The 24,095-nt window shown below is 63.2% G+C and carries 25 protein-coding genes; 16 read left to right on the forward strand and 9 right to left on the reverse strand.

Features of this window, described 5'->3' with window-relative positions; genetic code table 11:
• The first annotated feature begins 6 nt into the window (after positions 1-6).
• Positions 7-636 carry a guanylate kinase gene (gmk, locus tag ACIOAU_RS10370; protein ID WP_101322879.1) on the forward strand — a complete coding sequence of 210 codons (630 nt, stop codon included), beginning with the start codon at positions 7-9 and terminating at the stop codon, positions 634-636.
• Between the two features lie 34 nt (positions 637-670).
• Here gmk and ACIOAU_RS10375 read toward each other — a convergent pair whose 3' ends face one another.
• From ACIOAU_RS10375 to ACIOAU_RS10385, 3 genes are all read right to left on the reverse strand, one after another.
• On the reverse strand, positions 671-2,218 hold the full coding sequence (locus tag ACIOAU_RS10375; protein WP_101322878.1) for an APC family permease: 1,548 nt from the start codon (positions 2,216-2,218) through the stop codon (positions 671-673).
• Between the two features lie 109 nt (positions 2,219-2,327).
• Complete coding sequence (locus tag ACIOAU_RS10380; protein WP_101322877.1) at positions 2,328-3,101, reverse strand: gamma-glutamyl-gamma-aminobutyrate hydrolase family protein; 774 nt, start codon at positions 3,099-3,101, stop codon at positions 2,328-2,330.
• A gap of 4 nt (positions 3,102-3,105) precedes the next feature.
• The gene (locus ACIOAU_RS10385; protein ID WP_103435549.1) at positions 3,106-4,488 is read right to left on the reverse strand and encodes a glutamine synthetase family protein; all 1,383 of its coding nucleotides are present in this window, start codon (positions 4,486-4,488) and stop codon (positions 3,106-3,108) included.
• 208 nt (positions 4,489-4,696) lie between these two features.
• Here ACIOAU_RS10385 and ACIOAU_RS10390 point away from each other — a divergent pair, with 208 nt between their 5' ends.
• From ACIOAU_RS10390 to ACIOAU_RS10410, 5 genes are all read left to right on the forward strand, one after another.
• Complete coding sequence (locus ACIOAU_RS10390; protein ID WP_101322875.1) at positions 4,697-5,572, forward strand: LysR family transcriptional regulator; 876 nt, start codon at positions 4,697-4,699, stop codon at positions 5,570-5,572.
• Between the two features lie 256 nt (positions 5,573-5,828).
• Complete coding sequence (gene rpoZ, locus ACIOAU_RS10395; RefSeq protein WP_101322874.1) at positions 5,829-6,092, forward strand: DNA-directed RNA polymerase subunit omega; 264 nt, start codon at positions 5,829-5,831, stop codon at positions 6,090-6,092.
• Between the two features lie 59 nt (positions 6,093-6,151).
• Positions 6,152-8,260, forward strand: a complete 2,109-nt coding sequence (spoT, locus tag ACIOAU_RS10400) for a bifunctional GTP diphosphokinase/guanosine-3',5'-bis pyrophosphate 3'-pyrophosphohydrolase (RefSeq protein ID WP_101322873.1) — start codon at positions 6,152-6,154, stop codon at positions 8,258-8,260.
• Between the two features lie 24 nt (positions 8,261-8,284).
• Positions 8,285-8,665 (forward strand): RidA family protein, encoded by a 381-nt coding sequence (locus ACIOAU_RS10405; protein WP_101322872.1) that lies wholly within the window; start codon positions 8,285-8,287, stop codon positions 8,663-8,665.
• A 60-nt stretch (positions 8,666-8,725) separates the two neighbouring features.
• Positions 8,726-9,460, forward strand: a complete 735-nt coding sequence (locus ACIOAU_RS10410) for a hypothetical protein (protein WP_101322871.1) — start codon at positions 8,726-8,728, stop codon at positions 9,458-9,460.
• 52 nt (positions 9,461-9,512) lie between these two features.
• Here the strand turns inward: ACIOAU_RS10410 and ACIOAU_RS10415 are convergent, their stop codons facing one another.
• Positions 9,513-10,376 carry an NAD-dependent epimerase/dehydratase family protein gene (locus ACIOAU_RS10415; RefSeq protein WP_401181754.1) on the reverse strand — a complete coding sequence of 288 codons (864 nt, stop codon included), beginning with the start codon at positions 10,374-10,376 and terminating at the stop codon, positions 9,513-9,515.
• A gap of 190 nt (positions 10,377-10,566) precedes the next feature.
• Between ACIOAU_RS10415 and exbB the strand changes: the two genes are divergently transcribed.
• From exbB to ACIOAU_RS10445, 6 genes are all read left to right on the forward strand, one after another.
• Complete coding sequence (exbB, locus tag ACIOAU_RS10420) at positions 10,567-11,532, forward strand: tonB-system energizer ExbB (protein WP_401181757.1); 966 nt, start codon at positions 10,567-10,569, stop codon at positions 11,530-11,532.
• 3 nt (positions 11,533-11,535) lie between these two features.
• Positions 11,536-11,964, forward strand: a complete 429-nt coding sequence (gene exbD, locus ACIOAU_RS10425) for a TonB system transport protein ExbD (protein WP_101322869.1) — start codon at positions 11,536-11,538, stop codon at positions 11,962-11,964.
• Positions 11,961-12,695 carry an energy transducer TonB gene (locus tag ACIOAU_RS10430; RefSeq protein WP_101322868.1) on the forward strand — a complete coding sequence of 245 codons (735 nt, stop codon included), beginning with the start codon at positions 11,961-11,963 and terminating at the stop codon, positions 12,693-12,695. Before exbD ends, ACIOAU_RS10430 begins: the two co-directional genes overlap by 4 nt.
• A 93-nt stretch (positions 12,696-12,788) precedes the next feature.
• Entirely contained in the window at positions 12,789-13,715 is a 927-nt protein-coding gene (locus ACIOAU_RS10435; protein ID WP_401181761.1) for a LysR substrate-binding domain-containing protein, read from the forward strand.
• Between the two features lie 3 nt (positions 13,716-13,718).
• Positions 13,719-15,797, forward strand: coding sequence for an ATP-dependent DNA helicase RecG (recG, locus tag ACIOAU_RS10440; RefSeq protein ID WP_101322866.1), 2,079 nt, complete (start codon positions 13,719-13,721; stop codon positions 15,795-15,797).
• 78 nt (positions 15,798-15,875) lie between these two features.
• Positions 15,876-17,279, forward strand: a complete 1,404-nt coding sequence (locus ACIOAU_RS10445) for an aminoacyl-tRNA deacylase and HDOD domain-containing protein (protein ID WP_188036947.1) — start codon at positions 15,876-15,878, stop codon at positions 17,277-17,279.
• Positions 17,280-17,315: 36 nt separating this feature from the next.
• On the opposite strand, the gene ACIOAU_RS10450 is transcribed toward ACIOAU_RS10445, so the two are convergent.
• The 4 genes from ACIOAU_RS10450 to ACIOAU_RS10465 form a co-directional block, all read right to left on the reverse strand.
• A complete protein-coding gene (locus ACIOAU_RS10450) occupies positions 17,316-17,693 on the reverse strand; it encodes a helicase (RefSeq protein ID WP_101322864.1) in 378 nt (125 codons plus the stop codon).
• A gap of 153 nt (positions 17,694-17,846) precedes the next feature.
• Positions 17,847-18,188 carry an HU family DNA-binding protein gene (locus ACIOAU_RS10455; RefSeq protein ID WP_101322863.1) on the reverse strand — a complete coding sequence of 114 codons (342 nt, stop codon included), beginning with the start codon at positions 18,186-18,188 and terminating at the stop codon, positions 17,847-17,849.
• 189 nt (positions 18,189-18,377) lie between these two features.
• A complete protein-coding gene (locus ACIOAU_RS10460; protein ID WP_150571437.1) occupies positions 18,378-19,526 on the reverse strand; it encodes an NAD(P)/FAD-dependent oxidoreductase in 1,149 nt (382 codons plus the stop codon).
• A gap of 33 nt (positions 19,527-19,559) precedes the next feature.
• On the reverse strand, positions 19,560-19,727 hold the full coding sequence (locus tag ACIOAU_RS10465) for a rubredoxin (RefSeq protein WP_101322861.1): 168 nt from the start codon (positions 19,725-19,727) through the stop codon (positions 19,560-19,562).
• 182 nt (positions 19,728-19,909) lie between these two features.
• Between ACIOAU_RS10465 and ACIOAU_RS10470 the strand changes: the two genes are divergently transcribed.
• On the forward strand, positions 19,910-20,467 hold the full coding sequence (locus tag ACIOAU_RS10470) for a chorismate lyase (RefSeq protein ID WP_312391317.1): 558 nt from the start codon (positions 19,910-19,912) through the stop codon (positions 20,465-20,467).
• The gene (ubiA, locus tag ACIOAU_RS10475) at positions 20,467-21,357 is read left to right on the forward strand and encodes a 4-hydroxybenzoate octaprenyltransferase (RefSeq protein WP_401181769.1); all 891 of its coding nucleotides are present in this window, start codon (positions 20,467-20,469) and stop codon (positions 21,355-21,357) included. The genes ACIOAU_RS10470 and ubiA overlap by 1 nt, the downstream gene beginning before the upstream one ends.
• Before the next feature lie 54 nt (positions 21,358-21,411).
• Here the strand turns inward: ubiA and ACIOAU_RS10480 are convergent, their stop codons facing one another.
• Positions 21,412-21,792: a hypothetical protein gene (locus ACIOAU_RS10480; protein ID WP_101322858.1), complete on the reverse strand. Its 381-nt coding sequence runs from the start codon at positions 21,790-21,792 to the stop codon at positions 21,412-21,414.
• A 150-nt stretch (positions 21,793-21,942) separates the two neighbouring features.
• Here ACIOAU_RS10480 and phoB point away from each other — a divergent pair, with 150 nt between their 5' ends.
• Positions 21,943-22,632 carry a phosphate regulon transcriptional regulator PhoB gene (gene phoB, locus ACIOAU_RS10485; protein WP_101322857.1) on the forward strand — a complete coding sequence of 230 codons (690 nt, stop codon included), beginning with the start codon at positions 21,943-21,945 and terminating at the stop codon, positions 22,630-22,632.
• A 49-nt stretch (positions 22,633-22,681) separates the two neighbouring features.
• Positions 22,682-23,992, forward strand: a complete 1,311-nt coding sequence (phoR, locus tag ACIOAU_RS10490; RefSeq protein WP_101322856.1) for a phosphate regulon sensor histidine kinase PhoR — start codon at positions 22,682-22,684, stop codon at positions 23,990-23,992.
• Positions 23,993-24,095: the final 103 nt, after the last annotated feature.

Raw genomic sequence — 24,095 nt, forward strand, 5'->3', positions numbered from 1 at the left:
CCGACCATGAACCACTGCAGCGGCACTCTCTATATCATCTCGGCGCCATCTGGCGCGGGCAAGACCAGCCTGGTTACCGAACTCACGGCGATCACTCGGGAAGACACGCATATCCGCGTATCGGTCTCGCACACCACCCGTGCAATGCGACCGGGCGAAAAAGACGGGGTCAACTATCACTTTGTCGACCGCGAGCAGTTCCAGAGCCTGATCGACAAGGGTGACTTCATCGAGCACGCCGAGGTGTTCGGCAACTTTTACGGCACCTCCCGCAGCGCCCTGCAATCCACCCTGGATGAGGGCTTTGACCTGATTCTGGAAATCGACTGGCAAGGCGCCCAGCAAGTGCGCGAACTGATGCCTGATGCCCTGTCGATCTTCATCCTGCCGCCGAGCCAGGATGCGCTGCGCCAACGCCTGACCGGGCGCGGCCAGGACAGCGAAGAGATCATCGAAGGGCGCATGAAGGAAGCGGTCAACGAGATGGTTCACTACGACGAGTACGACTACGTGATCATCAATGATGATTTCGATGCGGCGCTGGCGGACATCAAAGCGGTATTCCGCTCCAATCGCCTGCTGCTTGCAAAGCAAAAGCAGCGCCATGGTGCGCTGCTCGAGCAATTGGTTGGCTGATCTGTCTTGGGGCCGATAGCGGCCCCAAATCACTTCACTCCTGCAGTTGCAGCTTGGCCTGCTGCTGCAAGGTGGCGCCGAGGAAGAACGCCGGCAGGCGCAGCCGCGACAGCAGCATCAGGCAGATGCCCAGCAGCGAGATGATCGCCGCAATCACGAACACCAGCCCCAGCCCACCCACATGCGAGCCGCTGCCAAAATCTGGCGAAGCGCTGTCGATTGCCGTGCGCACGAAGATCACCGACAGGATTGCGCCACCCAGCAACGGGCAGACGCCGCGCATGAGGAAGTGCCGCAGGCTGCTGAACAGGCTGCGGCGGAAGTACCAGACGCAGGCAAAGGCAGTCAGCGAGTAATAGAAGCAGATCATCATGCCCAGCGCGGTGATGGTGTCGGCCAGCACGTTCTCGCTGAGGGTGCGCATGGTCACGTAGAACAGTGCTGCGGCAATGCCCGCGCAAATGGTGGCGTAGCGTGGCGTCTGCGAACGCGGGCAGACCTTGGCGAAACGCTTTGGTACCGCGCCGTAGTAACCCATCGCCAGCAACGTGCGCGCCGGCGAAACGAACGTCGACTGCAACGACGCTGCAGTACTGGCCAACACCGCAATCGACATGAGGATCGCCAACGGGCCCATGACCGGGCCGGCCAGGTGAGCGAAGACGTTTTCCTGAATGCGCGGATTACCCAGGCCCAGGCCGACATCACTGATCCCGGCGAACTGCAGCGTGGCGATGGCGGTGAGCAGATACAGGCAGAGAATCAACAGCACCGTCCAGGTCGCTGCCTTGCCCGGCACTTCATCGCTGCCGATCGACTCTTCACTGACGGTCAGGCATACGTCCCAGCCCCAGAAGATGAAGATCGACAACGACAAGCCCGCAGCGAACGCCGAGAACGACTCGACGCCGAAAGGGTTGAACCAGGCCAGGTCAAACGCCAGTGGTGGCGGCGCGGTGGTTTCGCCGAAGGCAGCAAAGGCGAAACCGATCAGCACCAGCAACTGCAAGGCCACCAGGCCGTACTGCACTGTCATGGTGGTGCCCATGCCGCGACAACAGATCCATACCGCCAGTGCGATGAACACGCAACAGGTGATGATGTTGATCAGCAGATTGTCGGCCAACGCGGCCAGCGATTGATCGCCAGTGATCTGCGCGAGGAACAGATAGAAGAAGTCCACCGCCACGCCGGCTAGGTTGGACAGCACGATGGTGGTCGCCACCACCAGGCCCCAACCGCCGATCCAGCCGATCATCGGACCGAACGCCCGGGCCGACCAGGTGAACGAGGTGCCGCTGTCGGGTTCTGCCGCGTTCAGCTCACGGTAGCCGAGGGCAACCAACAGCATTGGCAGGAAGCCGACAATGAACACTGCTGGCAGGTGTGCGCCGACCTCACGCACGGTCGGGCCAAGCGCGCCGGTCAGGGTGTAGACCGGGGCAATGGTGGAAATGCCCAGCACCACGCTGGCCAGCAAGCCCAGCCGGCCCTTGGCCAGGCCTTTGCTGGCGCGAGGGGCGCTGCCGTCTGAAGCGGCCGCCGCACCGGGCGGGCGGCCGTTGTCTGTGTTTTCGCTCATGAGTATTCGCCGTCGATATTGGTATTGTTTTCACAGACCGCTGAGGGTCCGCTTTCACTCATTGAAAGCTTGCTGTCGGGGGTGAGTCATCCGAGACCTTCGGCTGACGTCAGACTGTTTTCTGGCGTGAAACCTCCCGCACAGCATGGGCCTTGCAGGCCTCGCGAAACGCCTTGAACAGGCGCAGCGAGACCGGGTTTTCGGCGAAACGCCACTCCGGGTGCCACTGCACGCCGAGCACCAGGCCCGGCGCGTCCAGCATCGACACCGCTTCGATCAGGCCATCCGGGGCCCGTGCTTCGACACGCAGGCCAGCGGCCAGACGGTCGATCCCCTGACTGTGCAGTGAGTTGACCTCGAACTGCTCAGGCAGGCCAAAACGCTCGAACAGCCCGCCCGCCTCAGTGCGCACCAGATGCCGAGGGCCGTATTGCTCCTCCAGCGGCGCGTCCTGCGGTTCGCGGTGGTCGAGGTAACCGGGCAGCTCCTGCACGCGCTGGTGCAGGCTGCCGCCCAAGGCCACATTCAATTCCTGAAAGCCGCGGCAGATACACAGCACCGGCACGCCGGCGGCGATGGCTGCGCGCAGCAAAGGCAGGGTCAGGCGATCACGCGCCTGATCATGGCGGGTGCCGGCAACGCTGGCGGCGCCATTGTAGTGGTGCGGCTCGACATTGGAAGGCGAGCCGGTGAAAACGATGCCATTGAGGATCGATAGCAGTGCCAGCGGGTCGCTGCCGACATCGCGCGCAGGCAGGATCAACGGGATCCCGGCATAGCCGGCCGCCTCCACGTACTTGTCGCCAACGGTGTGCGAAGCATTCTTGCCGACCTGCTGGCGGCAGGCGCTGACACCGATCAGAGGGACCACGTTTGCGCTCATGGGCTTACACCGTGTGCAGGTACCAGTTGTACTCGAGGTCGGAAATCGACACCTCGAACTCGGCCTGCTCGCTTTCCTTGCAGGCGACGAAGATGTCGATGTAGTCCGGGCTGATGTATTGGTTGAGGATCTCGCTGTCATCCAGCGCACGCAGGGCGTCGCGCAGGTTGTTCGGCAGGCTCTGTTCGAGCTGCTCGTAGGAGTTGCCCTCGATCGGCTCACCCGGCTCGAGCTGGTTGGTCAGGCCGTGGTGAATGCCGGCCAGGATCGACGCCATCATCAGGTACGGGTTGGCATCGGCACCGGCGACGCGGTGTTCGAGGCGCACTGCGTCACTGCTGCCGGTCGGCACGCGCACGGCCACGGTGCGGTTGTCCAGGCCCCAGCTCGGCGCGTTGGGCACATAGAACTGCGCGCCGAAACGGCGGTACGAGTTGACGTTCGGGCAGAGAAACGCCATCGACGCTGGCATGGTTTCCAGCACGCCGGCAATGGCATGGCGCAGCGGCGCGCTTTCGAGCGGGTCTTCGCTGGTGAAGATGTTCTTGCCGGTCTTTTTGTCGAGCAGCGAGATGTGCACGTGCAGGCCGTTGCCGGCCTGGCCTGGATAGGGCTTGGCCATGAAGGTGGTGTCCATCTCATGGTCATAGGCGACGTTCTTGATCAGGCGCTTGAGCAGGATCGCGTAGTCACAGGCCTTCATCGGATCAGCAACGTGATGCAGGTTGACCTCGAACTGCGCCGGGGCGCTTTCCTTGACGATGGCGTCGGCCGGGATGCCTTGCTCGCGGGCGGCTTCGAGCATGTCCTGCAGGCAGTCGACGTACTCATCGAGGTCGTCGATCAGGTATACCTGGGTCGATTGCGGGCGCTTGCCGGAGATCGGTGAGCGTGGCGGCTGCGGCCGGCCGTTGAGGTTGTCCTGATCGATCAGGTAGAACTCCAGCTCGAACGCGGCGCAGATATCCAGGCCCAGATCGTCGAACTTGCTCACTACCTTGCGCAGCACCTCACGGGGGTCGGCGAAAAACGGCTCGCCTTCGATTTCGTGCATGGTCATCAGCAGCTGCGCGGTCGGGCGCTTCTGCCATGGCTCGTAGCAAAGGGTGCCAGGGATCGGATAGCAGACCCGGTCGGCGTCGCCGATGTCCAGGCCCAGGCCGGTGCTCTCCACGGTCGAGCCGTTGATATCGAGGGCGAACAGCGACGCCGGCAAATTGATGCCACGCTCGTAGACCTTGTGCAGGCTGGCACGCTCGATACGCTTGCCGCGAACCACGCCATTCATGTCGGAGATCAGCAGATCAACGTACTGGATGTCCGGATGCGCCTTGAGAAAGTCGGACATCTCGCTGGAAGTGCTGGCGCGCGGGTTTACCGACGTCATGGTGTACATCCTTTGGGTGTGGAGCGGCGATGTGGAGAGATACGGCTGGCGCCTCATGGGCGACGATGGATGCTGCTGTTGTTCTTTTCACTGTCCCATCGTGGGGATTGTCGGCCCGACGGGGTGCATTGATTCCCGCAGGCCGTTTCACTATAAAATGGCCTCAACGCAACAGACATTGGCATTTCGGCAAGCAGAGCGTGCACCAATGCAATATCAGATAACTCATGCCGACCTTTCGCTAGTCTTGGCACTTGAGCGCGGTCGCTCGCTGGCCAAGGCCGCAGAGCTACTCAAAGTCGACGTTTCGACGGTGTTCCGCTCGATTCGCCGCCTGGAGTCGGCGTTGGGCACCGCGCTGTTCGTCAAAAGCCGCAAAGGCTACCTGCCCACCGACACTGCCCAGGCCCTGGCCGAGCAGGCTGAACGTGCCGAGCTGGCACTGGAAGCGGCAAGGATTGCCCTGACCAGCGGTGAGCAGGTGGTCAGCGGCACGGTGCGCCTGACCTGCACCGAGGCCGTTTTGCACAGCCTGCTGCTGCCGGCACTGGCGACGTTCATGCCCAATTACCCGGCGCTGTCGCTGGAGCTGGGCACCTCGAACACTTTCGCCAACCTCAGCCGGCGCGACGCCGACATCGCCCTGCGCCTGACCAACACCCCGCCGGAGCATCTGGTCGGACGCTGCCTGGGCTCGACCTCCTACGTTATCTGCGGCCATGCCAGCCTGCGCGAGCGGCTCGAGCAGTCGGTCAGCAGCGTGGCCTGGATCGCACCGGATGACTCGATGCAGGACCACCCCACGGTGGTCTGGCGCAACCAGCAGTATCCCGGCCTGAACCCGCGCTACCAATGTAGCGGCATGTCGACCATCGCGCAGCTGGTGAGCACCGGCCTGGGCGTGGCAGCACTGCCCGATTACATGGTTCACGACATGCCTGATGTCGAGGCGCTGAGCGCACCGCTGGCAGGCTGCGACACGCAGTTGTGGCTGCTGACACGCCCCGATTGCCGTGCCCTGCGCTCGGTGCAGACGCTGTTTGAGGAGCTGACCCCACATTTGCGCGCAGCATTGTTGCGATAAGCCGTTTGCGGCTGTTGTATTGCAGCCCCGGAAACCGTTATCGTCAGCGCTATCGAGGCGTCTGAAACGGTGCTTTCGCGCTGCGGGCCGGCCTTTGCGGGCCAGGCCAAAGCGGCATGATCGAGGCAGTTTCAGGACTGACGGGCAAGGCTGGCTATAAAACAGCCCTTCCCTATTGGCTGGTGATTTTTTAAACTACCCAGTCCACCGCCCATTATGGGCTGTACGCCCTACCGCATTGCTACTGAGGAAGACCATGGCCCGCGTAACTGTAGAAGACTGCCTGGAACACGTGGATAACCGCTTTGAGCTGGTCATGCTCTCCACCAAGCGCGCCCGTCAGCTGGCCACCGGTGGTAAAGAGCCACGCGTTGCATGGGAAAACGACAAGCCTACGGTTGTTGCCCTGCGCGAAATCGCTGAAGGCATCATCACCAACGAATTCCTGGCTGCCGAAGAGATCGTCACCGAAGATCCGGTATTCGCCGCGTTCGAGGACGAGTCCAACGAGGCTGTCTGATTGATGCCAGGTCGACGTCGCGCGGCAACCGGACTTCTTCCTCGGCAGGAGGTATACCCATGCCGAGCATAGACACCCTCGCCGAACGGCTATCGACCTACCTCGGTCCGGACCAGGTCAACCTGGTTCGGCGAGCCTATTTCTACGCCGAACAGGCGCACGATGGGCAGCGCCGCCGCAGTGGCGAACCCTACGTGACTCACCCGCTGGCAGTTGCCGGCATCCTCGCCGACATGCACATGGACCATCAAAGCCTGATGGCGGCCATGCTGCACGATGTGATCGAAGACACCGGCATCGCCAAGGAAGCCCTCAGTCAGCAGTTTGGCGAGACGGTGGCCGAGCTGGTCGATGGGGTCAGCAAACTGACCCAGATGAACTTCGAGACCAAGGCCGAGGCGCAGGCCGAAAACTTCCAGAAGATGGCCATGGCCATGGCGCGGGATATCCGCGTGATCCTGGTCAAGCTCGCCGACCGCCTGCACAACATGCGCACCCTGGAAGTGCTGTCGGGCGAAAAACGCCGACGCATTGCCAAGGAAACCCTCGAGATCTACGCTCCGATTGCCAACCGCCTGGGCATGCACAATGTGCGCGTAGAGTTCGAAGACCTTGGCTTCAAGGCGATGCACCCGATGCGCTCGGCGCGCATCCACCAGGCAGTCAAGCGCGCCCGCGGCAACCGCAAGGAAATCGTCGCCAAGATCGAACAGTCCCTGGCCAATTGCCTCGGCAGCGACGGCATCCAGGGCGAGATCAGCGGCCGCCAGAAACACCTCTATGGCATCTACCGGAAGATGCGCGGCAAGCGTCGCGCCTTCAACGAGATCATGGACGTGTACGCGTTTCGCATCGTCGTCGACAAGGTCGACACCTGCTACCGCGTGCTCGGCGCTGTGCACAACCTGTACAAGCCGCTGCCGGGGCGCTTCAAGGATTACATCGCGATCCCCAAGGCCAACGGCTACCAGTCGTTGCACACGACCCTGTTCGGCATGCACGGCGTTCCCATCGAAATCCAGATTCGCACCCGCGAAATGGAAGAGCTGGCCAACAACGGCATCGCTGCGCACTGGCTGTACAAGTCCAACGAGGAAGAGCAGCCCAAGGGCAGCCACGCCCGCGCCCGTCAGTGGGTCAAAGGCATCCTCGAGCTGCAGCAACGTGCCGGCAACTCGTTGGAATTCATCGAGAGCGTGAAGATCGACCTGTTCCCGGACGAGGTCTACGTGTTCACCCCGAAAGGGCGAATCATGGAGCTGCCCAAAGGCTCCACCGCTGTCGACTTTGCCTATGCGGTGCACACCGACGTCGGCAACAGCTGCATTGCCTGCCGCATCAACCGCCGCCTGGCGCCATTGTCCGAGCCCTTGCAGAGCGGCTCGACGGTGGAAATCGTCAGTGCCCCGGGCGCACGGCCGAACCCGGCCTGGCTCAACTTCGTGGTCACCGGCAAGGCGCGCACGCACATCCGCCACGCGCTCAAGCAGCAGCGCCGCTCCGAGTCGATCAACCTTGGCGAGCGTCTGCTGAACAAGGTATTGACCGGCTTCGACAGCAGCCTGGAAAAGATCCCACAGGAACGTATCCAGCCGATCCTCAACGAGTATCGCCTGGAAGTCATCGAAGACCTGCTCGAAGACATCGGCCTGGGCAATCGCATGGCCTACGTGGTCGCCCGTCGGCTGCTCTCGGCCGAAGGCGAACAGCTGCCAAGCCCGGAAGGCCCGCTGGCCATCCGCGGCACCGAAGGCCTGGTGCTGAGCTACGCCAAATGCTGCACACCGATCCCGGGCGACCCGATCGTTGGCCATCTGTCGGCCGGCAAAGGCATGGTCGTGCACCTGGAAGACTGCCGCAACATCAGTGAAATCCGCCACAACCCGGAGAAGTGCCTGCAGCTGTCCTGGGCCAAGGATGTCACCGGCGAATTCAACGTCGAGCTGCGCGTCGAGCTTGAGCACCAGCGCGGCCTGATTGCCTTGCTCGCCAGCAGCGTCAACGCCGCCGACGGCAACATCGAGAAAATCAGCATGGACGAACGCGATGGCCGCATCAGCGTGGTCCAGCTGGTGGTCAGCGTGCACGACCGCGTGCACCTGGCTCGTGTGATCAAGAAGTTGCGCACCCTGACCGGCGTGGTCCGCATCACCCGCATGCGTGCGTAAATCCGCCAACCGCAAGGAGTCACCATGACCAAGACCGTCATCACCAGCGACAAGGCCCCCGCCGCCATCGGTACTTACTCCCAGGCGATCAAGGCCGGCAACACTGTCTACATGTCTGGCCAGATCCCGCTGGATCCGACCACCATGGAGCTGGTCGAAGGTTTCGAAGCGCAGACCGTTCAGGTGTTCGAGAACCTCAAGTCGGTGGCTGAAGCTGCCGGTGGTTCGTTCAAGGACATCGTCAAGCTGAACATCTTCCTGACCGACCTGAGCCACTTCGCCAAGGTCAACGAAGTCATGGGCCGCTATTTCGAGCAGCCTTACCCGGCGCGTGCCGCCATCGGCGTGGCAGCTCTGCCCAAGGGCGCCCAGGTCGAAATGGACGCCATCCTCGTCATCGAGTGATGCCTGAGGTGACGGGCGCCCTGCCCGTCACCCTCCTCTCTGCCTGAAGGTCTCCCCACCATGCGTCACGCCCTGCCCCTCGCGCTGGCAGCCCTGATTCTGGGCGGCTGCTCCAGCCACAAACCTGAAGACTACAACGGCACCTGGATCAACCAGGCAGCCATCGACGCCGCCGCCAAAGGTGGCAGCCTGCGCCAGGCGCTGGCAGCCAACGGCCCGGTGTCGGAAGTCCGTGTCGACGTCGCCAGCCAACAGGCCAGCTACCTCTATAACGGCTACGAGAACGTCAACGGCCGCCTGCGCCTGAGCGACAAGCAATGGCAAGTCGACTTCGACGGCGGCCCAAGCGCGCCACTGCAGCTCAAAGGCAAGGAGCTGGTTACCGTTACCGAAGGCGGCAAAGAGCAGGCATTCAGCAAGGCGCTGACGCCAGCCGCTGCCGATACACCGGTCGGTAGCACCTTCGAGAAGGCGCTATATGGCGCGTATCTGGGTGGCAACTGGAAGATCATCGAAGGCACCGGCAAAGGTGAGACCGTGCAGTTCAGCGACACCGGCAGCGTAACCGGGCTGCCCGGGCCGAATCGCTATGCGCTGTGCCTGGGCGGCGATTGCGCGACCATGGGCGGTGCCAACGACAGCCTGTGGCTGGAGCGCGATCAACGTGGCGCGCCGTTTATCTTCAAGCACAGCGGTGACCAACTGGAGATTTTCCAGGCTATCAACCGTGCCCAGCCGGACGAGATGCCGCAGCTGGCGCCCGGGCCGCGGCAGTGGTTGCTGGAACGTAGCTGATAGTCGGTGGCGTTGGGGCCGCATTGCGGCCCCAACGATTACTGGGCCCACCCTAAGGCTCGGCTGACCCCCGCAAAATCGCCGCATAGCCTTCCTTGTAACTCGGATACACCGGCGCCCAACCCAACGCTCGCGCCCGGGCATTGCTGCAGCGCTTGCTGCCGGTGCGGCGCACGCGCTGTTCGTCCGACCACTGGGTAACGCCAAGGTACTCGCGCAACCAGGCGACCACATCGGCTAGCGGCGCCGGGTCGTCGTCGACGCCGATATAGCAGTCTTCCAAGGTAACGCCACGGACATCCGCGGCGAGCAGATAGGCCAGCAGGCTTGCTGCGTCCTCAGCGTGAATCCGGTTGCCATACAGTGGCGGCTGCTGGGCAACCCGGTAGCCCTGGCGAACCTGGCTCAGCAGCCACTCACGGCCCGGCCCGTAGATCCCGGTCAGGCGCACCACGCTGGCGGGAATGCCGCTTTTCAACGCCACTTGCTCGGCTTCAAGCATGATTTTTCCGGAATAACCCGTAGGCTCGGTCGGCGCCGTTTCGTCGACCCACTGGCCATCCTGCTGAGCAAACACACTACTGCTGGAAACAAACAGCAGCCGCCGCGGCTGTTGTCCGCGCACCTGCAACCAGCTGAGCACATTACGCAGGCCATCGACGTAAGCCGCCTTATAACCGGCTTCGTCATGTTGGCTGGCAGCCACGCAGTACACCAGATAGTCAGGTGCACGCTCAGGCCAGGCCGCAGGAATCTGCGCATCAGTGAGGTCAGCTGCGACGGGCTGGACGCCTTCCGGCAATTGATCGATCGAACGCCGCAGGCCGCTCACATGCCAGCCACTGGTAAGCAGTTGCAGGGCCAGTCGGCCGCCGACATCGCCGCAGCCGACGATCAAAGCAGACAATTCCGACATCATTCAGCTCCACTGATAAAGGATCAGGCTAGCCGGATTGCGCGATCAACGGCTAGACAAAGGTAAAAAAAAGATACTGTATTACTTTTGTTAACAAGAATTAATTGCAATAATGGCGACCTATCTGTTCTCGGCCTGCCTCGGGGCCGTGGTGAACGTCAACTCATTCTACTCATCAGGTCCGGCCAGCATGACTCGTACTCAACCCTCCGCTTCGCCAACCCAGTCGCGCGCCTGGCGCGCCATTGCCGCGCTGATGTTCAGCCTGGTGCTGGCCCCGGTCGCCATGGCCGATGAGCCAAACGCCACCGCTGCCACCACCCCAGCTGCCGCTACCGCGCCTGCTGCGCCCGCCGCTGAAGGCCAGGCCCCAACCGCCGCACCTGCCGAAGGGCAAGCGCAGGCACCTGCCGAAGACAACGTGCAGCCGCTGGTCGAAGACACCTCGCTGGGCATGGCCCACGACCTGTCGCCATGGGGCATGTACAAGAACGCCGACATCGTCGTGAAAATCGTGATGATCGGCCTGGCCATCGCCTCGATCATCACCTGGACCATCTGGATCGCCAAAGGCTTCGAGCTGATGGGCGCCAAGCGCCGCCTGCGCGGCGAAATCGCAGCGCTCAAGCGCGTCTCCACCCTCAAGGAAGCTGCTGAAGCGTCCAACAAGGAAGGCACCCTGGCCCACACCCTGGTGCATGACGCCCTCGAAGAAATGCGCCTGTCGGCCAACGCTCGCGAAAAAGAAGGCATCAAGGAGCGCGTCAGCTTCCGCCTCGAGCGCCTGGTTGCCGCCAGCGGTCGTAACATGAGCAGCGGTACCGGCGTGCTCGCCACCATTGGTTCGACCGCGCCGTTCGTAGGTCTGTTCGGTACCGTATGGGGCATCATGAACAGCTTCATCGGCATCGCCAAGACCCAGACCACCAACCTCGCAGTAGTTGCACCCGGCATCGCCGAAGCACTGCTGGCGACCGCTCTGGGCCTGGTAGCGGCCATCCCGGCAGTGGTCATCTACAACGTCTTCGCGCGTTCCATCGCTGGCTACCGCGCACAGGTGTCCGACGCTTCGGCGCAAGTCCTGCTGCTGGTCAGCCGCGACCTCGACCACCAGGGTGGCGAACGCGTCGCCCCGCACATGGTGAAAGTGGGGTAAGCCATGGGCCTGCATCTTAACGAAGGTGGCGATGACCTCGCCGAAAACCACGAAATCAACGTTACGCCGTTCATCGACGTGATGTTGGTGCTGCTGATCATCTTCATGGTCGCAGCTCCCCTGGCCACCGTCGACATCAAGGTCGACCTGCCCGCCTCGACCGCCAAACCGGCGCCGAGGCCGGAGAAACCGGTGTTTGTCAGCGTCAAGGCCGACCAGAAGCTGTACGTCGGCGACGATATGGTTGCTCAGCCCAGCCAGCTTGGCCCGATGCTCGACGCCAAGACCAAGGGCGACAAGGAGACCACCATCTTCTTCCAGGCCGATAAAGGCGTGGACTACGGCGACCTGATGGAAGTGATGAACAACATGCGCGCGGCCGGCTACCTCAAGGTCGGTCTGGTAGGTCTCGAGACGGCAGCCAAAAAATGATCAAGACGCGGCACAAACTGGCGCGTTACAGCGGCAGCTTGGCGATCGTGCTGGGTGTCCATGCCATCGCTGTGCTGCTGACGCTCAATTGGTCGGTGCCTCAGGCCATCGAACTGCCCCCGGCAGCGATGATGGTCGAGCTGGCACCGCTGCCTGAGCCAGCGCCACCACCACCGCCCAAGGTCGCTCCGCAGCCTCCGACTCCGGTCGAAGAGCCGCCGCTACCGAAGTTGGTGGAGGCTCCAAAACCGAAAATCGCGATTGCCAAGCCGCCCAAGCCGAAGGCCAAACCGCAGCCGCCCAAGCCCGAGAAGAAGCCTGAGCCGCCCAAGGAAGCGCCACCCGCCGATGAGCAGGTAGTCGATACGCCGCCGAGCAATACGCCACCGCAGAAATCGGCAGCGCCAGCGCCAAGCATCGCCTCCAACAGCAAGGCCTTGCCGACCTGGCAGAGCGATCTGTTGCGTCACCTGGCCAAGTACAAGCGGTACCCTGAAGACGCCCGCCGGCGTGGCCTGCAAGGCATCAACCGGTTGCGCTTCGTGGTCGACGCCGACGGCAAGGTGTTGTCCTACTCGCTGGCCGGTGGTTCAGGCAGCGCAGCACTGGACCGAGCGACCATGGAAATGATCCGCCGTGCGGGCTCGCTGCCCAAGCCGCCGGCAGAGCTGCTGACCAATGGCTCGATCGAAGTGGTAGCACCCTTCGTCTACTCGCTGGATAAACGCTGACACTTTGTTTCTGTCACAAAAGCGCAAGTCTGATAACGTGCGTCTATCAATTGCAGCCGCTATGCTGGGGCTGCAACTTCATGGACGCACGTTATGACCCTCACTGAACTCCGCTACATCGTCACCCTCGCCCAAGAGCAGCACTTCGGCCATGCTGCCGAGCGTTGCCACGTCAGCCAGCCGACCCTGTCGGTCGGGGTAAAGAAGCTCGAGGACGAGCTTGGCGTGTTGATCTTCGAACGCAGCAAGAGCGCGGTTCGCCTGACTCCGGTCGGTGAAACCATCGTCGCCCAGGCGCAGAAGGTCCTGGAGCAGGCGCAAGGTATCCGTGAACTGGCCCAGGCCGGCAAGAACCAGCTGACCGCACCACTCAAGGTCGGCGCGATCTACACCGTCGGCCCGTACCTGTTCCCGCATCTGATTCCACAGCTGCACCGGGTCGCCCCGCAGATGCCGCTGTATATCGAAGAAAACTTCACCCACGTACTGCGTGAGAAACTGCGCAACGGCGAACTGGACGCAGTGATCATCGCCCTGCCGTTCAACGAGGCCGACGTGCTGACCCTGCCGCTGTACGACGAGCCGTTCTGCGCGCTGATGCCGGCAGATCACCCGTGGACCGCACGCAAGACCATCGACCCGGCCATGCTCAACGACAAGAGCCTGCTGCTGCTCGGTGAAGGCCACTGCTTCCGCGACCAGGTGCTCGAAGCCTGCCCGACCCTGGCCAAAAGCAACGACGGCTCCAAGCACACCACGGTCGAATCCAGCTCGCTGGAAACCATCCGCCACATGGTCGCCTCGGGCCTGGGCATCTCGATCCTGCCGCTGTCGGCAGTGCACAGCCATCACTACGCACCAGGCATCATCGAAGTGCGCCCGCTGACCGCACCGACGCCCTTCCGCACGGTGGCGATTGCCTGGCGCGCGAGCTTCCCGCGGCCCAAGGCGATCGAGATCCTGGCCGACTCGATCCGGCTGTGTTCGGTGGTCAAGCCACCCGTGGAACAGTCGGCCTGAGTCATGAGCGAGCTGTCCAAGGTGCCGGTCACTGAACTCAAGGGCGTCGGCGAGGCAATGGCTGAAAAGCTTGCCAAGGTCGGCCTGGAGAACCTGCAGGACGTACTGTTCCACCTGCCCCTGCGTTATCAGGACCGCACCCGCGTAGTGCCAATCGGCCAGTTGCGCCCAGGCCAGGACGCGGTCATCGAAGGCGTGGTCAGTGGCGCCGACGTGACCATGGGCAAGCGCCGAAGCCTGGTGGTGCGCTTGGGCGACGGCACCGGCGTGCTGAGCCTGCGCTTCTACCACTTCAGCAATGCGCAGAAAGAAGCCCTCAAGCGCGGCACTCATGTACGTTGCTACGGCGAGGCTCGCCCAGGTGCTTCGGGGCTGGAGATCTACCACCCGGAATACCGCGCCCTCAACGGCAGCGAGCCGGCGCCGCCGGTCGAGCAGACCTTGACCCCGATCTACCCGTCCACCGAAGGCCTGACCCAGCAGCGCCTGCGCCAGCTGTGCCAGCAAAGCCTGGCCATGCTCGGCCCGCGCAGCCTGCCAGACTGGCTGCCGCCGGAGCTGGCCAACGATTATCAGCTGGCGCCGCTCGACGAGGCGATCCGCTACCTGCACAACCCGCCCGCCGATGCTGATCTGGAAGAGCTGGCGGTGGGTCATCACTGGGCCCAGCACCGCCTCGCCTTCGAAGAGCTGCTGACTCACCAGCTGTCCCAGCAGCGCCTGCGCGAGAGCTTGCGCAGCCTGCGCGCGCCGGCATTGCCCAAAGCCAGCCGGCTGCCTGCGCAGTACCTGGCCAACCTGGGGTTCAACCCCACCGGTGCCCAGCAAAGGGTCGGCAACGAGATCGCCTACGACCTTAGCCAACCCGAGCCGATGCTGCGCCTGGTCCAGGGCGACGTCGGCGCGGGCAAGACCGTGGTCGCCGCCCTGGCTGCCCTGCAAGCGCTGGAAGCCGGTTACCAGGTCGCCCTGATGGCACCCACCGAGATCCTCGCCGAGCAGCACTTCATCACCTTCAAGCGCTGGCTGGAGCCGCTCGGCATCGAAGTCGCCTGGCTCGCCGGCAAGCTCAAGGGCAAGGCCCGGGTCAGCGCCCTGGAGCAGATCGCCGGCGGCGCGCCGATGGTGGTCGGTACCCACGCGCTGTTCCAGGACGAGGTCAAGTTCAAGCATCTGGCGCTGGCGATCATCGACGAACAGCACCGCTTTGGAGTTCAGCAACGGCTGGCCTTGCGCAAGAAAGGCGTGGCCGGCGAGCAATGCCCGCATCAGCTGATCATGACCGCCACACCAATCCCGCGGACGCTGGCCATGAGCGCCTACGCTGACCTCGACACCTCGGTGCTCGATGAGCTGCCGCCCGGCCGCACCCCGGTGAATACCGTACTGGTGGTCGACAGCCGCCGCTTCGAGGTGGTCGAACGGGTCCGCGCCGCCTGCGCCGAAGGGCGCCAGGCGTACTGGGTCTGCACCCTGATCGAAGAATCCGAAGAGCTGACTTGCCAGGCCGCCGAAAGCACCTTCGAAGACCTCGGCGCGGCCCTGGGCGAGTTGCGCGTGGGCTTGATCCACGGGCGCATGAAGCCAGCCGAAAAAGCTGCAGTGATGGCCGAGTTCAAAGCGGGCAACCTGCAGTTGCTGGTGGCAACCACGGTGATCGAAGTCGGCGTCGACGTGCCCAACGCGAGCCTGATGATCATCGAAAACCCCGAGCGGCTTGGTCTGGCCCAGCTGCACCAGCTGCGCGGGCGGGTCGGTCGCGGTAGCGCCGCCAGCCACTGCGTGTTGCTCTATCACCCGCCGTTGTCGCAGGTCGGCCGCGAGCGTCTGGGCATCATGCGCGAGACCAACGACGGTTTCGTCATCGCCGAGAAAGACCTCGAACTGCGCGGCCCTGGCGAAATGCTCGGCACGCGCCAGACCGGCCTGCTCCAGTTCAAGGTCGCTGACCTGATGCGCGACGCCGACTTGCTGCCAGCCGTGCGCGACGCCGCCCAGGCGCTGCTCACGCGTTGGCCGGCACACGTCAGCCCGTTGCTCGATCGCTGGCTGCGCCATGGCCAGCAATATGGCCAGGTGTGACACAAGTCCCACTACGCAACCAGCCTGCCGTTCAGACTGGTTATACTTCGCGTTTAAAGAAACTATTGGATCCAGCTCATGACTGAAGCAGCCCTGGACGCCGCATCCCCGCAAGCACCGTCTGTTATCCGCCAACTGCTGGACAAGCTCGGCGTAGCTTACAAGGAGGTGCCGGAGCATCCGTCCCTGCCTGCAGCCTCGCGTGTTCAAGCGGTGCTGCTCGATGACGAAATCGGCGCGCTGCTGGTGCTGTTCCCGCACACTCAGTTGCTGGACCTCAATCGCCTCGCCGAGCTGACCGGGCGCAAGCTGCACGCCGTGCCGCTGACGCGCCTGAACCAGATGCTCGACAAGCACAAACTCAAAGCGCTGCCTGCCCTGCCGGCCCTGACCAGCTCGCCCTGCCTGTATGACGAACGCCTGCTCGAGGCCGAGGCGCTGCTGATCCAGTCGGGCGAACGCGGCCTGCTGCTGCAGATCGAGCGCGGCGCGTTCAAGCGCATGCTGAGCAAGGCCAGCGCAGGCAAATTCGGCCAGACCGTGGCGGACATCCAGCCCAACCTCAACCGTCCTGACGATGATCCCCACGAGATCACCCAGGCGGTGCAGGCGTTCACCGCGCGGCGGATCCAGAAGCGCCTGGAAGAAACCATCGAAATTCCACCACTGGCCGACACGGCGCAAAAGATCATCAAGCTGCGGGTCGACCCCAACGCCAGCATCGACGACATCACCGGTGTGGTCGAAACCGACCCGGCGCTGGCCGCGCAAGTGGTCAGTTGGGCCGGTTCGCCGTACTACGCCTCACCTGGCAAGATCCGTTCGGTAGAAGACGCCATCGTGCGTGTGCTCGGCTTTGATCTGGTGATCAACCTGGCACTGGGCCTGGCGTTGGGCAAGACCCTGAGCCTGCCCAAGGACCACCCGCAGCAGGCCACGCCGTACTGGCAGCAGTCGATCTACACCGCTGCCGTGATCGAGGGCCTGACCCGCGCCATGCCCCGCGCCGAGCGCCCGGAAGCTGGCCTGACCTACCTCGCCGGGCTGCTGCACAACTTTGGCTACCTGCTGCTGGCGCACGTGTTCCCGCCGCACTTCTCGCTGATCTGCCGCCACCTGGAGGTCAACCCGCACCTGAGCCATACCTACATCGAACAGCATCTGCTCGGCATCAGTCGTGAGCAGATCGGCGCGTGGCTGATGAAGCTGTGGGACATGCCTGAAGAGCTGTCCAACGCGCTGCGCTTCCAGCACGATCCTGGCTACGATGGCGAACTCGCGGTGTTCCCCAATCTGGTCTGCCTGGCGACCAGCCTGCTGCGTTCGCGCGGGATTGGCTCAGGGCCGCAGGAAGAAATCCCCGATGCCCTGCTCGAGCGCTTGGGGCTGAGCCGCGAAAAGGCCGACGATGTCGTCAGCAAGGTGCTCGAAGCCGAAGCGCTGCTGCGCGAACTGGCCTCGCAGTTCCACCCTCCGCATTGAGCTGACCAGCACCGGGGCGTCAGGCGCCCCGCTCGCTCAGGCTTTGCGCTTGCGCGGTTTCAGGTACTTCATCAGGCCCTGGAACCAGATCACCAGCGCCGGATTGCCCTTGATCTGGATGTTCTTGTCCTGAATCCCCTGCATGAACGCCAGCTGTTTGTTGCTGGCCTGCAGGGTGGCGAAGCCGTAGGCGGCGTCCTTGAACGCAATCGCGAAGGCTGGCTGCGCATGTTGCCCGGCCTTGCTGCTGATGCGCTCGTTGCTGACGATGAAGTGACGGGCGACCTTGCCATCCAGGGTCTGCATCTGGAACACCAGATCCTTGTCCCGCAGCTGCTGCTGGAACGCCGGATTGTTGCGGCTGGCACGGGCCATCAACAAGCCCATGGCCCACAGAATAAAACGGAACTTCATCGGCAAGACTCGACTGTAATGTGACTGAAAGCGCTGAGTTTATCCTCTTTCAGAACACTTTATACAATCCCGCCACCGTTACCCTATGGAAAGCAAAACGGACGCCATAAAGGCGCCCGTTCATTGGCTCTGCAACCGCTAGCAACGAGCCGCTTACTTTTTCTTCGCGGCAGCCTTGGCAGCGGGTTTGGCTGCGGCCTTGGCCGGTGCTGCCGCTTTGCCGGTCGGGTTGACCGTGTCCTTGAGGCCCTTGCCTGGCTTGAACGCAACGGTGTTGCTGGCCTTGATCTTCACTGGCTCGCCAGTCTGCGGGTTTTTGCCGGTGCGGGCGCCACGGTGACGCTTCTCGAAAGTGCCGAAGCCAACCAGGGTAACGGTATCCTTATCGAGGGCCCCGGTGATGCTGTCGAGGATCGCATTGAGTACCTCATTGGCCTTTTCCTTGGTCAAATCGGCCTTTTCAGCGATGACAGCGGCGAGTTCTGGTTTGCGCATAGTGAAGCCTCTTGGACGGGAATTCTTGTTGTTATTGCCGTGCTGCCAGGGGAGGCAGCGCTCAAGGCGCCGCAGGCTCTAAACTGCGGCAGACGCGAGTGAGAATGGCACGCCAACCGGGACCGCGCCAGTATCAGCACGGCCATTGTGTCGGCAAGCCAACGGCATAAGCGACAGAACGCCAGCCATTTACGCCATAAGCGCCGGAAGCTGCCGATTTAGAGCGAGTTTTTCCATGACGGCGCTGCCTGTCAGGGCATAGCCGAGCAGCGCACCCGCCTCATCGCGGCAGGTCAGCTTGAGATCGGCGCCGTCACCTTCCACTTGCCACACGCCCATGCGGCCATGCGGCGGTGGCGCGACCACCAGTGGGCAAGCGGGGGTCTTCACGGTGATCGGCATCGGCCCGTATGCCACCGCCTGCGGATTGCCGGCCAAGGTCTGCGCCAGCGCGCGTACGCAGCTCATCAACGGCATCACGTACAACAGGTTGATGCCATCGACTTCGGCGCAATCGCCCAGGGCATAGATATTGCCGTGCGAGGTACGCAACTGACGGTCCACCACCACCCCACGATTGACCGCCAGCCCGGCCGCGGCGGCCAGTTCGGTGCGCGGGCGCAGGCCAATGGCCGAGACCACCAGGTCGCAGGCGATCACGCGGCCGTCGGACAAGTGCGCCTGCAAGCTAGCGCCATCGCGCTGTAGGCGGTCCAGCACGGGACCTAGGTGGAAGCGCACGCCAAGGCTCTCCAGGCCTGCCTGCACCGCGCCTGCGGCGGCAGCCGGGATCAGGGTCGGCATCAGTTGCTCACAAGGGGCAACCACATCGACCTGGAAACCACCGAGGCTCATGTCGTTGGCAAACTCGCAGCCGATCAGCCCGGCGCCGAGAATCAGCACGCGCTGCTTGCCTGCCGCAGCGCGGCGAAAGCGGGCGTAGTCGACAAGGTCGTTGATCGCAAACACCGCATCGCTCGCGTCGCCCTGCAGCGGCAGCTGTACTGTCTGTGCGCCCAGCGCGAGAATCAGGTCACGGTACTCGACCACCTCTTCACCGATCCACAGCCGCTTGTGCCCAGGATCAATGCCGCTGATGCGCGTGTGCGTACGGATCTCCGCCTTGAGCTGATCGGCCATGGCCCCCGGCTCTGCCATGCACAGGCCGTCGGCGTCCTTGTTCTTGGCGAAGCCAGTGGACAGCATTGGCTTGGAATAGGAACGGCCGTCATCAGCGCTGATCAACAGCAGCGGCGTTTCGCCGTCGAGCTTGCGAAACTCACGGGCCAGGTTGTAGCCCGCAAGGCCGGTGCCGATGATCACTACTGGGGAGGTCATGCCGTATTCCTTTTACGTTGCCAAGGGTTGCTATCAGGCGATTTCGATCATTTCAAAGTCGCTTTTGCCTACGCCACAATCCGGGCACAGCCAGTCTTCAGGGACATCCTGCCATTGGGTGCCCGGCGCGATACCGTCATCCGGCCAGCCCTCGGCTTCGTTGTAGATCAGGCCACATACAATGCATTGCCACTTCTTCATCAACAGCTCCTCATCCAGGTTCAGGCTTGGCCTTGCCGCTTATCGCGCTGTTGCACGCAACAGGCTGAGTTATGGCTCGTGCGGCTGCCACGGGCTTTTTACTGGCCCAGCCTGCAGTATGCAAGCAGCGCAGGCAATCATGCTAAGCTCGGCGCCTCTCTGGCTGTAACAAGCATACCGACGTGTCGTACGAATCCCCGCTAGCAGCCGCTGTTGCGTGGCTGCCGTATCCACAGCTGGCAACCACGCCTGCCCAGCCGACCCTCGACTGGCTGTTCGATGAAGGCTCGCTGACCCGCCGCCTGACTGCCCTGTCTGCTGATCATTTCAGTGTCACCCCGTTGTTCCAGGGCTGGCAGCCGCTGCGCGATGACGAATGCCTGGCGCTTGGCCTTGAGCCTGGTGCGCAGGGCTGGGTCCGTGAGGTCTACCTGCGTGGCCATGGCCAGCCTTGGGTATTCGCCCGCAGCGTGGCCGGGCGCAGCGCGCTGGAGCGCGGTGGGCTGGACCTGGAAACCCTGGGCAGCCGTTCGCTGGGTGAGCTGCTGTTCTGCGATCAAGCCTTTGTGCGCCACCCTATCGAGGTGTGCAGCTACCCGCAGCACTGGCTACCGATTGAAGTCGCTGCTGCGAATCTGTGGGGCCGGCGCTCGCGCTTCGAGCGTGATGGCCTGCAACTACTGGTGGCCGAGGTGTTTCTGCCGGCCTTGTGGCAAGCCTCCAGCGAGGTAACCGGCTGATGTACCTGCAACTGCTGAAATCACTCAACCACCTGCACCCGCGCGCCTGGGACTTCGTCCAGCTGAGCCGCATGGATCGGCCGATCGGCATCTACCTGTTGCTGTGGCCGACCCTGACTGCGGTGTGGATTGCCGGCCAGGGCGCGCCGACGGTGGCCAATGTGCTGATCTTTGGCCTAGGCGTAGTGCTGATGCGCGCGGCCGGCTGCTGCATCAACGACTTCGCCGACCGCAAGGTCGATGGCCACGTCAAACGCACCGCCGACCGGCCGCTGGCCAGCGGTCGGGTCAAGCCACGCGAGGCGCTGGTGCTGTTCGCCGTGCTGGTGGCGGCGAGTTTCCTGCTGGTGCTGTGCACCAACGCCCAGACGGTTTGGTTGTCGTTCGGTGCGGTCGCCCTGGCGTTCTGCTATCCGTTCATGAAGCGCTACACCTATTACCCACAGGTGGTCCTGGGCGCAGCGTATTCGTGGGGTATCCCGATGGCCTTCACCGCCGCCGGCGGCGATCTGCCTGCCAGCGCCTGGCTGCTGTACATCGCCAACCTGCTGTGGACGGTGGGCTATGACACCTACTACGCCATGGTCGACCGCGATGACGATTTGAAGATCGGGGTCAAATCCACCGCGATCCTGTTTGGCGAGGCCGACCGGGCGATCATTCTTGGCTTGCAGCTGCTGTCGTTGGCCTGCCTGCTGCTGGCGGGCATCAAGTTCGGCCTGGGCGGCTGGTTCCACCTCGGCCTGGTGGGTGCGTTGGTGTGCTTTGCCTGGGAGTTCTGGTCGACGCGCAAGCTGGATCGCGACGCGTGCTTCAAGGCGTTTCTGCATAACCACTGGGCAGGCTTTCTGATCTTTATCGGCGTGGTGCTGGATTACGCCCTGGGCTGACTGCGCGCCCTGTGCCAGCGCTGTCAGGCGCTCGCGCAGGGCGCGGCGATGCCGTCAGGGCTTGGCTACATGCCAGACGTCCTTCATGCCATCGCCGGTGGTCTTGCCGGCTTCGGTGTCCTTGACGAAGGTGTACAGCGGCTTGCCATCGTAGGCCCACTGCATGCTGCCGTCGTCGCGCTTGATGTGGGTCCACTTGCCTGCCGCAGCCTTGTCATCTTCCTTGACCATCAGCGGCGGCCAGTTCTTGGCACAGTCGCCGTTGCACATCGACTTGCCGTCGCTGTCCTTGTCGAAGGTGTACAAGGTCATGCCCTTGTCATCCACCAGCATGCCGCCCTTGGCCATGCCCATGCCGCCATGCTCGGCGAGGGCTACCCCCGGCAGCGCCAAAACCGCGCAGAAGGCCATCCAGTTCAGCGTTGATCGTGTCATTGGATTTCACCGTATTTATTCGGGGGTTGGGATTTACAGCCTAGCTCAGCCGTCGATACTTGCAGTGGCAGCCCACGACTTGTCACACGACTGCAATAATTCCGTTATCTAATGCGGGCCAAGACATCCAATTCAGGAGAGGTTGAGAGCATGGTTGGCAGGAACATTCTGATCGTCGACGACGAAGCGCCCATTCGCGAGATGATCGCCGTTGCGTTGGAAATGGCCGGCTATGACTGCCTCGAGGCGGAGAACTCGCAGCAGGCCCACGCCATTATCGTCGACCGCAAGCCGGACCTGATCCTGCTCGACTGGATGCTCCCGGGCACCTCGGGCATCGAGCTGGCGCGCCGCCTCAAGCGTGATGAACTGACCGGCGACATCCCGATCATCATGCTCACCGCCAAGGGCGAAGAGGACAACAAGATCCAGGGCCTGGAAGTCGGCGCCGACGACTACATCACCAAACCGTTCTCGCCGCGGGAACTGGTCGCCAGGCTGAAAGCCGTGCTGCGCCGCACCGGCCCGAGCGACAGCGAGTCGCCAATCGAGATCGGCGGCCTGCTGCTCGACCCGATCAGCCACCGCGTCACCATCGACGGCAAGCCAGCCGAGATGGGCCCAACCGAATACCGCCTGCTGCAGTTCTTCATGACCCACCAGGAGCGCGCCTACACCCGTGGCCAGTTGCTCGATCAGGTCTGGGGCGGCAACGTCTACGTCGAAGAGCGTACCGTCGATGTGCACATCCGCCGCCTGCGCAAGGCGCTGGGTGAGGTCTACGAAAATCTGGTACAAACCGTGCGCGGCACTGGCTATCGTTTCTCGACCAAAAGCTGAGCGACGCCTGCGCAGCTGGCTGCACACTGTTGTACAAGGACCGTAACAATTGAACCAGAACTGGCATGCGACCCTGATTCGCCACCTGCTGCTGTTGATCACCGTCTGCATCATTGGCGGCCTGGTCAGCGGCTACTATGGCTGGAGCTTTGCCATCGGCCTGGCGCTGTACCTGGGCTGGACCCTCAAGCAGTTGCTGCGCCTGCACGACTGGCTGCGCAACCATCAACCCGACGAAGCACCACCCGACGGCTACGGCCTGTGGGGCGAGGTGTTCGACAGCATCTACCACCTGCAACGCCGCGATCAGCGCGTGCGCGGGCGCTTGCAGGCAGTGATCGACCGAGTCCAGGAGTCAACAGCTGCCCTGCGTGACGCGGTGATCATGCTCGACAGCGACGGCAATCTGGAATGGTGGAACCGCGCAGCGGAAACCCTGCTCGGCTTCAAGACCCCGCAGGATGGCGGCCAGCAGGTAACCAACCTGGTCCGCCACCCACGCTTCAAAGAATACTTCGAAGCAGAAAACTACCTTGAGCCGCTGGAAATCCCCTCGCCGATCAACGACCGCATGCGGGTGCAGCTGCACATCACCCGCTATGGCAACAACGAGCACCTGATGCTGGTGCGCGACGTCACCCGCATTCACCTGCTCGAGCAGATGCGCAAAGACTTCGTCGCCAACGTCTCGCACGAACTGCGCACGCCGTTGACGGTGATCAGCGGCTACCTGGAAACCCTCTTGGATAACGTCGAAGACGTCAATCCACGCTGGACCCGCGCCCTGCAGCAGATGAGCCAGCAAGGGTCGCGCATGCAGACGCTGCTCAACGACCTGCTGTTGCTGGCCAAGCTCGAAGCCACCGACTACCCCTCGGACAACCAGCCCGTGGCAGTCGATGCGTTGCTCACCGCGATCAAGGCCGATGCCCAGGCGCTGTCTGGCCCGCGCCAGCAGAACATCAGCCTCGAGGCCAGCCCTGGGGTCTACCTCAAGGGCAGCGAGTCGGAGCTGCGCAGTGCGTTCTCCAATCTGGTGTTCAACGCCGTCAAGTACACCCAGGACGGCGGCAACATCCGCATCCGCTGGTGGGCCGATGAACAGGGCGCGCACCTGTCGGTGCAGGACTCGGGGATGGGGATCGAGGCCAAGCACCTGCCGCGCCTGACCGAACGCTTCTACCGGGTGGACTCCAGCCGCAACTCCCACACCGGCGGCACCGGCCTGGGCCTGGCGATCGTCAAGCACGTGCTGCTGCGCCACCGCGCGCGGCTGGAGATCAGCAGCGTGCCCGGCCACGGCAGCACCTTTACCTGCCATTTTGCCGCTGTGCAGATGGATATCGGCAAGGGCAGATAGCCACAGCGGGTGGCTGGCACTGACCGACGCCGCCCTGCCCCCCCTTTGCTTTTGCCGCCTCAGCCGCTACATTGGCTGTCCTGCGCCGGCACAGCTGGCGGCT

It is taken from the genome of Pseudomonas sp. NPDC088322, from assembly GCF_044740745.1.
Taxonomy (GTDB): domain Bacteria; phylum Pseudomonadota; class Gammaproteobacteria; order Pseudomonadales; family Pseudomonadaceae; genus Aquipseudomonas; species Aquipseudomonas shirazensis.